Source organism: Kyrpidia spormannii, assembly GCF_002804065.1.
Classification (GTDB): Bacteria; Bacillota; Bacilli; order Kyrpidiales; family Kyrpidiaceae; genus Kyrpidia; species Kyrpidia spormannii.
The window spans coordinates 1,803,965-1,817,575 of sequence record NZ_CP024955.1 but is presented as its reverse complement, the minus strand read 5'-3'; the positions used below and the strand labels follow the sequence as shown (position 1 = coordinate 1,817,575).

Sequence of the window (13,611 nt, the reverse complement as noted above, 5' to 3'; positions counted from 1 at the left end):
GTGTCCATATGCAGGTGGAAGTCGCGGCCAGGTCCCACGTGGGCTTGGTGCGCTCGATCAATCAGGATGGGTATGCCATCCACATGGATTTAGAACCCTTAAAAGCGGCCCTCCTAGCTGATGGCATGGGCGGCCACCGGGCAGGGGAGGTGGCGAGCCAGTTGGCCATCGACGTGATCGGCCGCCAACTCCACAGCTCGACCGGTCCGGCGGGGCAACGTTTACTCGAGGCCATCCGGGAGGCGAACCGGGTGGTTTACGAGCGGTCCCACGATCCTTCCGCCACAGACTTGGCGGGTATGGGCACCACTGTGGTGGCCGCCCTGTTTGACGAGCGGGAGATCTGGGTGGGTCACATCGGTGACAGTCGGGCCTACCTGATCGCCGGGGCAGCCATCCGCCAGTTGACCGATGATCACTCTTTGGTGAACGAGTTGCGCAAAAGCGGGGAATTGAGCGAGGCAGAAAGCCGAGTTCACCCGAGGCGCAACGTGTTGACCCGGGCCCTGGGCATGGAACCCCGGGTTGAAGTGGATATCGCCCGGGTTTCCTGGGAAGCGGGCGGCATCTTGCTCCTTTGCTCCGACGGGCTGTCCAATATGGTGGAAGAGGGCGAGATTCTGGAGACGATGCGGGTCGGGACGGTCCCGCTTGAAGGGCGGCTCGATCGTTTGATCGAAGCGGCCCTGGGAAGGGGCGGACCCGACAACATTACGGTGGTGGCGGTGGAGCATGGGGCGCCCGGGGAGCGGGGGGATCGCCTTTGATCGGACGCTTGCTGGGTGGTCGATATCAGATTGAACAGGCGGTGGGCGGAGGCGGTATGTCGGTGGTGTACCGGGCACTGGACACCGTCCTCGGGCGCCGGGTGGCTGTCAAGGTATTGCGCAGCCAATTCGGCGACGATGCGGATTTTATCCGCCGTTTTCGCCGGGAGGCTCAGGCGGCCGCTTCATTATCCCATCCGAATATCGTGAATATCTTCGACGTAGGAACTGACGGGGACGATCATTTTATCGTCATGGAGTACGTCGAAGGTCATACCCTTAAAGAGTGGATCCAACAGCGGGGCCCCCTGCCGGTGGAAGAAGTGGTGGAGATCGGAAGACAGGTGTGCGCGGCCCTGGCCCATGCCCACGATCGCGGCATCGTCCATCGAGACATCAAACCCCATAATATTTTGATCACCGATGCCCGGGTTGTCAAAGTGACCGATTTCGGCATCGCCCGGGCAATCACGGCCAACACGATTACCTATGCGGGATCGGTGATCGGGTCTGTGCATTATTTTTCACCCGAACAAGCCCGGGGAGAGATGACTGATATTAAATCAGACATCTATTCCCTGGGGGTCGTGTTATACGAGATGGTCACCGGCCATCTGCCTTTTTCCGGGGATTCGCCCATCAGTGTGGCCTTGAAGCACGTGCGGGAACCCTTGGTGGAGCCTCGCCAGCTCAATCCCGGAATTCCCCAAAGTATGGAGAACGTGATTCTGCGTGCCATGGCCAAAAATCCGCTGGATCGGTATGATTCAGTTAAAGAAATGGCGGAGGATCTCGATGTCGTCCTCGAACTGAGGGATGTCCCGAAATTCGTTCCCCAGCACGGCGACGGTCAGTCCGAGGAGACGCGATTGTACACACCGGTGTCCGGCGCGGAGAACAATGCTGATCGAAAGGCGGCGGACGAGGCGGCCAAGCCCCGGCGTCGAGGCTGGTTCTATGTGAAACGGGCGGCATTGTGGACGCTGGCGGTGCTTCTCGTCATGGCGGTGCTGGGGGTTGGGGCGTATTATGCATTTACAACCTGGATGCGGGTGCCCGACGTCACCATGCCGAATGTTGTGGGGAAACCTTACGCCGATGCGGTGGCCCAACTCACACAAAGCGGATTTTCTCAAAATAACATCCAGCGGGTGGACATGCCGAGCAATGCGGTGCCTCCTGGAGCGGTGTTCAAACAAGATCCCGATGCTGGAATTACGGTGAAAGCGAACCGCTCCATTACCTTGTGGGTGAGCATCGGCCAGGAAACCGTGGCTATGCCGGCGGTGGAAAACATGCCGCTCTCCCAGGCGAAACAACTGCTTAAACAAAACGGGATTCCGGATTCTCAGATCGCGGTGAATTATGAGTACAGCGACCAGCCGAAAGACACGGTGATCCGGCAATATCCCCGGGAAGAAGTGGCGGTGGTCCCCGGGAAGGACCAAGTACAACTCGTGGTCAGCCAGGGGCCCCAATTGGTGACCGTGCCAAATGTGGTGGGCAGCACGGAACAAGATGCCCGGCAGCAGTTGACGGCAGCCGGGTTGACCGTGGGCAAAGTCCAAACCCAGCCCGATTATAAAGCGCCGAGCGGCGTGGTGATTCAGCAGGCGCCTTACAAGCCCGGAGACCAGGTCCCCAAGGGCCGGGCGGTGGATTTGTGGGTTTCCAGCGGTTATCCCCAAGATGCGAAAACCGCGGTGTTTCCGGTGGTGGTGGCCATCCCGGCCGGTCATTCGCCCGTTCAGGTGAAGATTGTGGTCACGGACGCCCGAGGGGCCAATCAAACGGTGGTCTCGGAGACGACATCGGTGAGTAAAGTGTATCCGGTGCAGGTGGTTCTCAGCCCAGATACGGGCGCGGATATCAAGTGGTACGTGGATGGACAGCAACAGGGCGAAAAAGTGATCCCTTACAATGGAACGTAGCAGGAAGAGGGGGGAGAGCGGCGTGCCGGAAGGGGCACAGGGCCGGATTGTCCGGGTGGTGGCCGGATTCTACGACGTAGATCTCGAAGGGCGAACGGTGCGCTGCCGCGCCCGGGGTGTCCTGAAGAAGCGGGGGATTCATCCCGTGGTCGGAGATGCGGTGCGGGTCCGTTTGTCCGGGCCCTCCGAGGGCGTGGTGGAGGACGTGCTGTCTCGGACAAACGTTTTGGTCCGCCCCCCAGTGGCGAACGTGGACCTGGCTGTACTGGTCTTTTCCATCCGGGAACCCGATCTGAATCGCCACCTGCTCGACCGCCTGCTCGTGTCTGTGGAGTTGCAAAACATCCCCGCTTTGCTGTGCTGGAGTAAAGCGGACCTCCTTCAGGACCGGTCCGATTTTGAAAGGGAGGTGTCGGTATACGGGCGGTTGGGGTACCCGACCCTGTTCGCGTCCTCCCTGACCGGGGAGGGTATCGATGCCCTACGCACCTGGTTGCGGGGAAAGGTGAGCGTCCTCGCCGGTCAGTCCGGAGTGGGCAAATCCAGTTTGATTAACGCTTTGCGTCCCGGGTTGAATCGGGCCGTGGGCGACGTCAGCCGGCGTCTGGGAAGGGGTCGCCACACCACTCGGCAGGTGGAGCTCCTCCGACTGGAAGAGAATACTTATGTCGTCGATACTCCGGGGTTCGGGGTTTTGGCCTTCGACAAGGATTTGGAGCCTGAAAGGCTGCCGAAGGGATTCCCGGAACTGGTTGAGGTGGGCAGAGACTGTCGATACCGAGGCTGCCTGCACGAAGAAGAGGAAGGGTGCGCGGTCCCCGCGGCCCTGGCCGAGGGGCGGATCGATCCTTTGCGTTACGACCATTATCGGGAATGGCTGAAAGAGCTGCGCGAAGCTCGGGAAGAGCGATACCGCTGACGATGACCCTGCGTGAACGGGGGATTGTGAAAGGAGGCAAGGACGATGAGACGATCGGTGATGATGGCGCCGTCGATCTTGTCGGCGGATTTTGCCCGATTAGCCGAAGAAGTGGAATCGGTGACCCAAGCGGGAGCGAATTGGATTCATGTGGACGTGATGGACGGGCAGTTTGTTCCAAATATTACGATCGGGCCGCCGGTGGTGGCGAGTCTCCGCAGGGTTACCGATTTGCCCTTGGATGTGCATTTGATGATTGCCAATCCGGATCGCTATATTGAGGATTTTGCCCGGGCCGGGGCGGACCGAATCACAGTCCACGTTGAAGCTTGTCCACATCTACACCGAACGATCCAGAGTATCCGGGCGACAGGGGTGAAACCTGGGGTCGCTCTCAACCCGGCCACGCCGCCCGAGATGGTGCGCTGGGTGTTGGAGGATGTGGAGTTGGTTTTGGTCATGACGGTCAACCCCGGGTTTGGAGGACAGGCGTTCCTTCCCCGAACCGTGGAGAAAATCCCTCTCTTGCGAGAATGGGCAGGGGATCGGGACGACCTCTGCGTCGAGGTGGATGGGGGGATCGATCCTTCAACCGCTCCCAAGGCGGTGAAAGCGGGGGCCGATGTGCTGGTGGCCGGCTCAGCGGTGTTTGGGCGGGCGGACCGAAAAAAAGCGTTGGGCGATATCCTGGAGGCGATTGCACACATTTAGCCCGAGAAGGAATATACATAAAGAGCAATGGGACCGCAACGCGTTTGGAAGAAGGGCCAGGTCCGAGTACGGATACCGGAGGCGGAGGAGGGGTTTTTGTGCGCTTTTATACCATTAAACTGCCTCGTTTCCTTGGGGAGATCGTAAAAGCGATTCTGAACGCCTTTCACAAAGACTAAACAAAAAAGCACCTCCTCGGTGCTTTTTTGTTTCAAAGAGCCCTTTTGACTTTTCCGGCCTTCAGGCAACGGGAACAGACCCGAATGCGGCGAACGCTGCCGCCGACCTCCGCCCTAATCTTGTGGATGTTGGGCATCCAGCGGCGTTTCGTGAGTATATGGGAGTGGCTCACCGCGTGCCCGGTTGCCGGCCCCCGTCCACAGATTTCACAACGCTTGGCCATCCGTTTCACCCCCGTCCAGTCGATGGATCCGCGGCCGCTCACGGCATGTCGACTTTCCTATGCTACCACAGGGTCGATGTTCGATCAAGGTACTCGGGGGGGCCGAACTCCGGAATTTTCCCTTCAGCCTCCGGAAGAGGGGGCGATCGCCCTCCGTCCCTTTTCCGAGGTCGCCCGATTGTAGTAAAATGCAAGGGAAGTCACACCGTCACGCCCGGATTCCGGGGTGCGAGGGGGAACGATCGGAGATGCCGAAAGAACTGCAGACCGCGATTGGGAAGATTTTCATTGTCGAAGACGTCATTGCCACGATTGCAGGGACCGCAGCTATGGAGTGTTACGGGTTGGCGGGGATGGCCTCCCGGCGCCAGGTCAAAGACAGCCTGACAGAGTTTTTGGGACGGGACAACCCTGGTCGGGGCGTGGAGGTACAGGTTCGGGATGACAAAACCGTGGTGGATCTCCACATCATTGTCGTTTACGGCATGAAAATTTCCGAAGTAGCCCACAATGTGATCGAAAAGGTGCGCTACACCTTGCAGGATACCCTCGGAATCACCCCGGATCGCATCAACGTGTACGTTCAGGGCGTTCGGGTGCCGGAAGAGAAGTAGGAGGGCGTTGGGTTGGAGGACAGGCGATTGGACGGGCAGATGCTCGTCCAGGCATTGGAGGCGGCGGGGCGGCGATTGAGTGAGGCAGGACCGACCATCAACCGCCTGAATGTCTTTCCCGTTCCCGATGCGGACACGGGGACAAACTTATCGTTGACGTTTGATGCTGGGCTCCGGGCGTTGGCTGAACATCCTGCCTCGGGAGCGGCTGAAGTGCTCACTCGATTCGCCAAAGGGTTGATCTTCGGTGCGAGGGGAAACTCCGGCGTCATTCTTTCGCAGTTTTTTCTGGGTTTGGCCGGTAGCCTCCGAGGGGAAGTGGAGCTGTCCCTCACCAGGTGGAGTGAGGCATGGAATCGCGGGGCGGAAGCTGCCTATCGGGCAGTGGAGAAACCGGTTGAAGGTACGATGCTCAGCATTGCCCGGGATACGGCTCGGGCTTGGATAGAGGGATCTGGCGATGGCTGGGAGGCAGCCGCCCGTGCGGCTGTTGCCGCAGCGGAATCGGTGCTTGAGGGGGGAGCCCCGGATCCTTCGGGGCGCCGCCAACCGGGGGTGGTGGATTCCGGGGCCCTCGGTTTTGCCGTGATACTCGATGCTTTTGTCGAAACGCTCGCCGGAATATCGTTGCCGTGGGAGGCGGACATCGCGGTTGTGGCCGAGCGACGGCGGGGAGATGGCATGGCAGTATCCTCCGCCTCGATGGACGAAGACCCCTCAATCGAATGTCGGCGGGGTGAAAGCGTCGGCGGTTACGGCTATTGCACCGAGTGTTTGATCCATGTCGCCGGGCAAGGGGAATCGATGACCGCCCGGCTCGAACAGTCGTTGTGCGGGCTCGGGGACTCCTTGCTCGTCGTCCAGGTGGACGAGTGGGTCAAGGTACACATTCATAGTTTCCACCCGGGGACGGTCTTGGAGCATTGTTTGTCCTTTGGCCCCCTCGATCGGATCAAGATTGACAATATGCAAATGCAAGTGAAGACCAAATCCCTGGAAGTTGCCCCAGCCATTCCGCAGCCGGGATCTTCGGTTCCCCGGCGTTCTCTGGTTGCAGCGGTGGACGACGAAGGGGCGGCTCGTTTGTTTGAAGGGGCGGGCGTTCCCGCTGTCGTTCTCTCGGAAGTGGGCGGGAGATCCGGGGCGGTGTCTGTGTTATCTCGGGTTGTACAAGAGACCGGGAGTGCGGAGACGGCGGTTTTGGTTTGTCAGAGCCGGTCCGAGGCAGATGTCAAACGGGCCTTGCGGACACTGGGGTCCGGCGTGCTTCGGGTGATTCGAGCCGGCAGTGTTCCGGAGGGGTTGGCGGCCGCCTGTGTGTTCGAGCCCACCCGCCCTTTGGACGAGAATGAACGCCGGATGAAGGAGGCCATGGCCAGGGTACGTTCGGGATTCATCCGGAAAGTTTCTGATTCTGGGTCCTTGCCACCAGGTGCGCGGTCCGGACTTTATGAGGGAATGGTGGACGGCCAAGTGGTGGCGGTGGGTGAAACCATTTCTCCCGTTCTCCTTGGTTTGATTGAGCGCCTCGGGGCTGAAGAGGCCGAATTGGTCACAGTGATCTGGGGAAGGCGGGTGAGTGCTCAGGAGGAGCGGGCGGTCCGAGAACAGGTGTCCGTCAAGTTTCCGGGCCTCTCTTTTGAATGGCTTCGGGGAGATGAAACGACTTACGACGCTGTGGTGGGTGTGGAGTGATGGAGAAGGATCCCCGCGCTTCGCAGGATCCGCTCGCCCGGCCGGTCACGTTCTTGCCTGGCGTCGGCCCCCGGAGGGCCAGGGCTTTGGAGAGTTTGGGGATTCGGTCAATTGGCGATCTCCTTTATCATTATCCCTTTCGTTATGAGGATCTCCGTCTTCGCCGTCCTGGAGAGTGGGAAGACGGCCGCCGGGTGGCGGTGGAGGGGACTGTGGCGGGGAAGCCCCGGGTGAGCAAAGGTGGGCGGGTCCCGGCGGTGGCCGTGCCGATGGACGTTCAAGGAATTCGCATTCACGCGGTTTGGTTTCGTCAGGCCTATGTCCTTGAGCGGTTGACCCGTTATCAGCGATGGCGGTTAGTGGGCCGGTGGCAGGCCGCCCGGCGCAGCCTGGTGGTGGAACATATGGAGCCGGTATCCGAGGGCGGCCCTCATCATTCTGCCCATGCGGGCCGGATTGTGCCCGTGTACCAAACCAGCGGGGATCTCCATGCCAAGTGGCTGCGTACGTGGATCGCGTCAGCCTTGAAAGAAGCTGAGCCCCATCTCGTCGATCCTTTGCCGTGGCGCTGGAGGGCGAAGCTGGGGCTCATGGACAAAGCCGAGGCCCTGCGGGAGATTCACTTTCCCCGGGACTGGGAGAGACTTGGTCGGGCCCGGGAGAGATTGGTATATGAAGAATGTCTCAGGTTTCAGCTTCCGCTCCAGTACGCCCGGTGGAGACAAAAAAGCCGACGGGCCCCGGCCCTCAGATTGACCCGGAGGGAGTGGGAAGCCTTTTTGGCGGCTCTTCCGTTTTCTCCCACGGAAGGGCAGCGGCGGGTGTTGCGGGAGGTGGCGGAGGAGATCGCCGGACATGCGCCCATGCGCCGGCTCATCCTCGGCGACGTCGGTTCCGGGAAGACCGTGATCGCGGCTGCCGTTCTCTTTGCGGCGGCGATGAGCGGCGGACAAGGGGTATTGTTGGCTCCCACCGAAATTCTCGCTGAGCAACACGCCCGCACTTTGTCTCGTTGGTTCGCGGGCTTTTCTTTTCCAGTTTGGCTGTTAACAGGAGGGACCGGCCGCGCCGAACGCACCCGATATTTTGCCGATATTTCCGCCGGCCGCCCGGGGATCCTCGTGGGAACCCACGCGGTGCTCGGCGATGTCCCGTACTCCGCTCTTCGGGCAGCCGTGTGTGATGAACAACAGCGATTTGGGGTCGTGCAGCGGATGGCCCTGCTGCGGCCACACGAATCGATCCACCTGTTGTCGATGTCGGCAACGCCGATTCCGCGCACTTTGGCCATGGCCCTCTTTGGCGATGTCGACGTATCCTTTTTGCCTGTCCGCGCTGAAACCCTGGGCCGGCGCGTCACTCGGTGGCTGCCGCTGGACCGGGAAGAAGAGGTCGTCCTTGAACTGCGTCGTCGATTGAGTCGGGGTGAGCGGGCATACGTGGTGGCTCCGGCGATCGGAAGACCCGGGGAACAGCCGGAATCGAAAAAAGATGTCCTTTCTCTGTTTGACTGGTTTCGGGAACAATTGGCGGGGTTTGCTGTCGGCTTGTTGCACGGGCGCATGTCTTCCGGTGAAAAAGAACGGGTGATGCGGGCTTTTGCGGAGGGCGCTGTACAGGCTTTGGTGGCGACAACCGTCGTGGAGGTGGGCGTCGACGTTCCCGAGGCCACGATGATGGTGATTTATCACGCTGAACGATTTGGCCTTAGCCAGTTGCATCAGTTGCGCGGACGAATCGGCCGGTCGGGGCAGGATGCGGTATGTTTTGTCCTAACGGGGCCCCTGACGGACATCGCTCGTCAGCGGATCGAGGCCTTTCAAGCGGTGAATGATGGATACTTATTGGCCAAGAAAGATCTGGAGCTGCGGGGGCCGGGGGAGTGGGCGGGTCTGGCCCAGAGCGGTTGGCCAGATTTCGCACTTTTCGACCCGATTCGAGATGAAATCTGGATGCGCCGGGCCAAACACCATGCCCACCATCTTGTGCAGAGCCGAGAATTTTGGCTTTTGCCGGAGTTTGCCTCCCTGCGGGCGGGACTGGCACCCCTAGCGGTTGGTGAAGGGGTCCACTGAGGTGTACGCGGGGTGATTTAAGATTCCGGCCGTCGGGGTGGCTCCGGTTCGTCCATTCGGGATTGTCTCCGGGATGAAGAGACCGGCGGCATCTCTAAAGTGAAAAAAATGACAAAAGCGAGGACAAGGACGAACAAGATAGCTCCGATCACCATTCCCTCGGTGTATGACAACGGCATGCGGATCACCTCGTGCATAGATTGCCCAGGGATCGATTGTTTATTTCATAAAAAATCCCCCCCGTCCGGGTCAACGAGGGGGTTGTCGCATGGCCTTCGCCAGACGACACGGGAGAGGAGAAACCGGAGGAGAGCATATGGGGACACCCTGCTGCTCCACGGTTTGCGGCGTCGGTTGACAGCCGCCGGTTATCATCATGGACAGGTTTGCGAGCGTTTATACATGTTGGACACGTCAAATGTGGTACACTCTTTGCAACAGGGCGGTGGAGGTGAGTCACATGCGGGTCGTCGCCGGAGAGCTGGGTGGCCGCCCATTGGCTGGCGTGCCGGGCCGGGGGACGCGTCCCACCGCCGATCGGGTCAAAGAAGCGATGTTCAGTATCCTGGGCGGCAGCCTGGACGGGGGATGGGCGCTGGATGCCTTCGCCGGTACCGGAGCTCTTGGCATCGAGGCCCTGAGCCGGGGGGCGGAACGGGCCGTTTTCATCGAAAAATCCCCGGCGGCCCTCCGGGTTTTACGGGGCAACCTGAAACGCCTTGGGTTGGATGCGCGTTGCCGGGTTTTGCCGATGGACGTCCGGGTCGCCTTGCACAGGTTGAATGCCCTTTTGCCGGCTGCAGGAGTTTCGGGCCAGGCGATAGCGTTTCGCTGGGTGTTTTTTGATCCCCCATACAAAATGGCCGGGGCGGTGGATCTACTTGGGGAGTTGGACCGCCTGGGCTTGGTGGAAACGGGGGCTGTGGCCGTGGTGGAGACTTCCGCACAAACGGCGGTTCCAGATAAGATCGGGATGTGGCACCATTGGAAGCGATCGACCTATGGCGATACCGCCCTGACGTTTTATCGAAAGGAGTCGACAGAATGATCACAGCCATATATCCGGGAAGTTTTGATCCGATCACCATGGGGCACTTGGACATTATTGAACGCGGCGCCCAGATATTTGACGCCGTCGTGGTTGCAGTGTTAGAAAATCCGCACAAAAGTGCTCTATTCGCGGTTGAAGAAAGAAAGCAATTGATCGAACGGTCTGTCGAGGGATTCGATAACGTGCGGGTGGAGACCTTCATGGGCCTTTTGGTCGATTACCTCAAACAAAGGGGCGCCAGGGTGGTGATTCGGGGACTTCGAGCTGTTTCCGATTTTGAGTTCGAGCTGCAAAATGCCACCATGAACCGTAAGTTGTGGCCTTGGGCGGAAACATTTTTTATGCCGACAAGCACCAATTACTCTTATCTCAGTTCAAGTATTGTGAAAGAAATCGCGAAGTACGGCGGCGATGTGTCCGGCTTGGTGCCGCCCCACGTAGAGGAGGCGCTCCGGGCCAAATACCGGCCTTAGACGGTATGTGTGGAGTCGGGCCTGTCATATCATGAAAAGAGGATGATCGGCCGTTTTGGTGGGATCGTTCGAGAAGGGAGAACCGAACCGTGGGAAGACCCAGGATCGGGCTGGCCCTGGGGGCGGGGAGTGCCCGGGGGTTCGCTCATATCGGAGTATTGCAAGTGCTGGAGGAGCATCGGATTCCCATCGATCTGATGGCGGGGACCAGTATGGGCGCTTTGGTCGGTTCTTTGTACGCCTCGGGGATCGGGCCCGGGGATCTCGGAAAGCTGGCGTGTTCACTCCCGCGCCGATCGTGGGTGGACCCGGCCGTCCCAAAGATGGGACTGGTTTTGGGGGATAAAATCACTGAGGTGATCCGGTTTCTAACCAAGGGGATGGCTTTGGAGCAGATGTCGCCGCCGTTATGGGTGGTGGCGACGGATCTGGAGGCGGGCAAGAGGGTGGTATTTCGGAAAGGCCCAGCCTTTCGGGCCGTTCGCGCAAGCATTTCGATTCCCGGAATCTTTGTTCCGGTGGTATCCGAAGGGCGCCTGTTGGTGGATGGAGGAGTGATTGAACGGGTGCCGGTGCGTACCGCCAGGGAAATGGGGGCGGATGTGGTGGTGGCCGTGGACGTGGGAAAGGGCCAAGCCGGGCCTGTCCGCCATATTTTCGATGTCATTCTTCAAAGTATCGACATCATGGAACGACAGATTGTGGACGTCCGCCTTCCCGAGGCGGATGTCGTTATTCAACCGGATCTGGGCGCGATCGGTTCCACGGCATTCAGCCAAGCTGAGGTGATGATCGAACGGGGGCGGGAGGCGGCTCTCCAAATGATCCCCCGGATTCGGGAGCTGATAGGCAGCGCGGGCGGGGAGGACGGATCGACGGCGGAGGGGGCGTGACCGTATGAGGCGGGTCTTCCGCAGGTTGTGGAAAAACTACAAGGGATGGGTGTTGGCTCTGGCGGTGCTGGTGGTGCTCGCCTTGGTCCCGCTGCCCTATTACTTGTTTATGCCGGGATCCGCCGACCCGGTGGAGCCTGTTGTCACCGTGCAAGGAGGCCACAAGGACGAGCGGGGAAAGCTGCTACTGACCACCGTATACTCGCTGCCGGTGAGCAATGTCTATCTCCTCGCCTACGGTTTGGTGACCGGGAGCGAAATTGAGCCGAAAAACCGGGCGACCTTTGGTTTGAATGATGCCGATTATGAAGCGTTGATGAAACAGATGATGGAGGGGTCTCAAAATAGCGCGGTGGTCGCCGCCCTCCGGTATCTCGGCAAACCCGTCCAGGTGGTGCAGAAGGGAGTTGAAGTGCGCGGGATTCTTCCCAATTCCGCAGCCCAGGGTATTCTCCACCAAGGGGACGTCATTACCGCTGTGGATGGCCGGGTGGTGGCAAACCAAGACCAATTGGTGCGGGACATAAAAAGTCGTTCTCCGGGAAAGACGGTCCGCCTCACCGTCAAGCGGGACAACGCTACTCTGGAGTTGACGGTCCCTTTGATCCAGCTGCCGGGCAGCACAGGGCAGGATGCCCCCCAGACGGGCCTCGGAGTTCAGGTGGTCACTGTACAGAAGGTGGAATCGCCCGTGCGGGTGGATTTTCAGACCGGGAATATCGGTGGACCTTCGGCGGGCCTGATGTTCGCCCTTGAAATTCTGAATCAGCTTATGCCCGGGGACTTGACAAAAGGGCATATTATTGCAGGAACCGGGACGATCGACGTCGATGGCCGAGTCGGTCAAATTGGAGGGGTCGAACACAAAGTGGTAGCCGCTGAACGGGCGGGAGCGGAGGTCTTTTTCGTTCCCGCCGACATTGGACCCCAGGACCACAATCAGCGAGACGCCGAGGCAGAAGCTCGGCGGATCGGCGCCAAGATGCGAATTGTTCCGGTCCACACGTTGGCTGAGGCCGTCAAGTTCTTGCAGTCGCTTTCGGTTAAGCCGTCAAGTTCTAACCGTTGACAAAAGCCGGCCCCATCGTTATAATTCAGTGCGGTTGCACACGAGGTGATCCCGATGAAGCTGATGTTGCACGACCTTCGGGGACGCCCCGAAGGGATGGCGGTAAGCGGCCGTGTTTCAGTGGATGAGGTGGCCCGTCGGGATCGCTCAGTTGCGGCGGTGGAACCCGTGCAGGTCGAGCTCGAGGCCCGGGAGATTTCCCCTGGGGTATTCCAAGTGGATGGAACCCTGAAAACGCGCGTGGCCTACCGGTGTTCCCGATGTTTGGCGGAGTTTTGGGAACCTCTCGAAACACTCTTTCACGAGCGCTTCGTGCGGCTACCGACGCCAGCCGGCGAGTGGGATCAAGAGGATGACATGACCCCCATTGAATCGGATGAGGTCGACCTCGCGCCTTATGTCGAGCAGGCTTTGATTCTGGCCCTGCCCTGGCGGCCGTTGTGTCGCCCGCAGTGTCGCGGGCTATGTCCGGAATGTGGGGCCAATCTGAACGAGGGACCCTGTGGTTGCTCGGACCGGGCGACAGACCCGCGTTGGGAGAAACTAGGGGAATTATGGAAGGGGATATCCGGGTCCTCCGGTGGTTCCGGATGAGGAGGTGGAAGCGTGGCTGTTCCGTTTCGAAAAACGTCGAAAAGGCGTAAACGTTTGCGTCGGACGCATTATAAACTGTTGGTGCCGGGAATGATCCCTTGCCCGCAGTGTGGTGAGCCGAAGTTGTCCCATCGGGTTTGCCCGACTTGCGGTTATTATAAAGGGCGACAGGTGGTGGAAGGGAAGTAATGGCTGCAACGCCAACGATCCGGGTGGAGCGGGGGGCTTGGGTCGGCGTGGAAACCCGAGGCTGTTGATGGAAGCAGATCAGCGGCCTCGGGCCGTTTTATGGTCCTTTCCCTTTGCCGACGCCAAGGCCCTGTGACCCTGGACCACCGGTTGTTCTCAGCATTGCACGAAAATCCTCTCTTCATGTATACTGTTTTTAGTATCTGGTACTAAATGCCGTGGTCCGG

15 protein-coding genes are annotated in these 13,611 nt (G+C 59.7%); 14 read left to right on the top strand and 1 reads right to left on the bottom strand.

The features are described 5' to 3' along the window. Positions 1-8: 8 nt before the first annotated feature. The 5 genes from CVV65_RS09275 (at position 9) to spoVM (ending at position 4,507) form a co-directional block, all read left to right on the top strand. Complete coding sequence (locus tag CVV65_RS09275; RefSeq protein WP_013075427.1) at positions 9-767, top strand: Stp1/IreP family PP2C-type Ser/Thr phosphatase; 759 nt, start codon at positions 9-11, stop codon at positions 765-767. Beyond that, entirely contained in the window at positions 764-2,698 is a 1,935-nt protein-coding gene (gene pknB, locus CVV65_RS09270; RefSeq protein WP_100667887.1) for a Stk1 family PASTA domain-containing Ser/Thr kinase, read from the top strand. The genes CVV65_RS09275 and pknB overlap by 4 nt, the downstream gene beginning before the upstream one ends. A gap of 22 nt (positions 2,699-2,720) precedes the next feature. Beyond that, entirely contained in the window at positions 2,721-3,617 is an 897-nt protein-coding gene (gene rsgA / locus CVV65_RS09265) for a ribosome small subunit-dependent GTPase A (RefSeq protein WP_100667886.1), read from the top strand. 45 nt (positions 3,618-3,662) lie between these two features. Continuing rightward, positions 3,663-4,328, top strand: a complete 666-nt coding sequence (gene rpe / locus CVV65_RS09260; RefSeq protein ID WP_100667885.1) for a ribulose-phosphate 3-epimerase — start codon at positions 3,663-3,665, stop codon at positions 4,326-4,328. Positions 4,329-4,426: 98 nt separating this feature from the next. Further along, positions 4,427-4,507, top strand: a complete 81-nt coding sequence (gene spoVM / locus CVV65_RS09255) for a stage V sporulation protein SpoVM (RefSeq protein WP_041303890.1) — start codon at positions 4,427-4,429, stop codon at positions 4,505-4,507. Between the two features lie 32 nt (positions 4,508-4,539). Here spoVM and rpmB read toward each other — a convergent pair whose 3' ends face one another. Beyond that, positions 4,540-4,731 carry a 50S ribosomal protein L28 gene (gene rpmB / locus CVV65_RS09250; RefSeq protein WP_100669356.1) on the bottom strand — a complete coding sequence of 64 codons (192 nt, stop codon included), beginning with the start codon at positions 4,729-4,731 and terminating at the stop codon, positions 4,540-4,542. Positions 4,732-4,979: 248 nt separating this feature from the next. Between rpmB and CVV65_RS09245 the strand changes: the two genes are divergently transcribed. The 9 genes from CVV65_RS09245 to rpmF all read left to right on the top strand — a co-directional run bounded on the left by CVV65_RS09245 (position 4,980) and on the right by rpmF (position 13,384). Then, positions 4,980-5,345, top strand: a complete 366-nt coding sequence (locus CVV65_RS09245; protein ID WP_100667884.1) for an Asp23/Gls24 family envelope stress response protein — start codon at positions 4,980-4,982, stop codon at positions 5,343-5,345. A gap of 12 nt (positions 5,346-5,357) precedes the next feature. After that, positions 5,358-7,040: a DAK2 domain-containing protein gene (locus CVV65_RS09240; protein ID WP_100667883.1), complete on the top strand. Its 1,683-nt coding sequence runs from the start codon at positions 5,358-5,360 to the stop codon at positions 7,038-7,040. Next, positions 7,040-9,115, top strand: a complete 2,076-nt coding sequence (locus CVV65_RS09235) for an ATP-dependent DNA helicase RecG (RefSeq protein WP_133121270.1) — start codon at positions 7,040-7,042, stop codon at positions 9,113-9,115. Before CVV65_RS09240 ends, CVV65_RS09235 begins: the two co-directional genes overlap by 1 nt. 460 nt (positions 9,116-9,575) lie before the next feature. Then, positions 9,576-10,163, top strand: coding sequence for a 16S rRNA (guanine(966)-N(2))-methyltransferase RsmD (rsmD, locus tag CVV65_RS09230; protein ID WP_157935454.1), 588 nt, complete (start codon positions 9,576-9,578; stop codon positions 10,161-10,163). Beyond that, complete coding sequence (coaD, locus tag CVV65_RS09225) at positions 10,160-10,639, top strand: pantetheine-phosphate adenylyltransferase (protein WP_013075437.1); 480 nt, start codon at positions 10,160-10,162, stop codon at positions 10,637-10,639. Before rsmD ends, coaD begins: the two co-directional genes overlap by 4 nt. Before the next feature lie 89 nt (positions 10,640-10,728). Then, complete coding sequence (locus CVV65_RS09220; RefSeq protein ID WP_100667880.1) at positions 10,729-11,532, top strand: patatin-like phospholipase family protein; 804 nt, start codon at positions 10,729-10,731, stop codon at positions 11,530-11,532. Between the two features lie 4 nt (positions 11,533-11,536). Further along, on the top strand, positions 11,537-12,601 hold the full coding sequence (locus CVV65_RS09215) for a SepM family pheromone-processing serine protease (RefSeq protein WP_100667879.1): 1,065 nt from the start codon (positions 11,537-11,539) through the stop codon (positions 12,599-12,601). A 54-nt stretch (positions 12,602-12,655) separates the two neighbouring features. Continuing rightward, complete coding sequence (locus tag CVV65_RS09210; RefSeq protein WP_100667878.1) at positions 12,656-13,195, top strand: YceD family protein; 540 nt, start codon at positions 12,656-12,658, stop codon at positions 13,193-13,195. A 12-nt stretch (positions 13,196-13,207) separates the two neighbouring features. Beyond that, entirely contained in the window at positions 13,208-13,384 is a 177-nt protein-coding gene (gene rpmF / locus CVV65_RS09205; protein WP_100667877.1) for a 50S ribosomal protein L32, read from the top strand. Positions 13,385-13,611 lie beyond the last annotated feature (227 nt).

Excerpts from the sequence above, each read along its gene's own strand:
- CVV65_RS09215 (WP_100667879.1), top strand. The coding sequence starts at position 11,537 with ATGAGGCGGGTCTTCCGCAGGTTGTGGAAAAACTACAAGGGATGGGTG.
- rpe (WP_100667885.1), top strand. The coding sequence starts at position 3,663 with ATGAGACGATCGGTGATGATGGCGCCGTCGATCTTGTCGGCGGATTTT.
- CVV65_RS09210 (WP_100667878.1), top strand. The coding sequence starts at position 12,656 with ATGAAGCTGATGTTGCACGACCTTCGGGGACGCCCCGAAGGGATGGCG.
- rpmB (WP_100669356.1), bottom strand. The coding sequence starts at position 4,731 with ATGGCCAAGCGTTGTGAAATCTGTGGACGGGGGCCGGCAACCGGGCAC.
- coaD (WP_013075437.1), top strand. The coding sequence starts at position 10,160 with ATGATCACAGCCATATATCCGGGAAGTTTTGATCCGATCACCATGGGG.
- CVV65_RS09245 (WP_100667884.1), top strand. The coding sequence starts at position 4,980 with ATGCCGAAAGAACTGCAGACCGCGATTGGGAAGATTTTCATTGTCGAA.
- CVV65_RS09235 (WP_133121270.1), top strand. The coding sequence starts at position 7,040 with ATGGAGAAGGATCCCCGCGCTTCGCAGGATCCGCTCGCCCGGCCGGTC.
- rsmD (WP_157935454.1), top strand. The coding sequence starts at position 9,576 with ATGCGGGTCGTCGCCGGAGAGCTGGGTGGCCGCCCATTGGCTGGCGTG.
- CVV65_RS09275 (WP_013075427.1), top strand. The coding sequence starts at position 9 with ATGCAGGTGGAAGTCGCGGCCAGGTCCCACGTGGGCTTGGTGCGCTCG.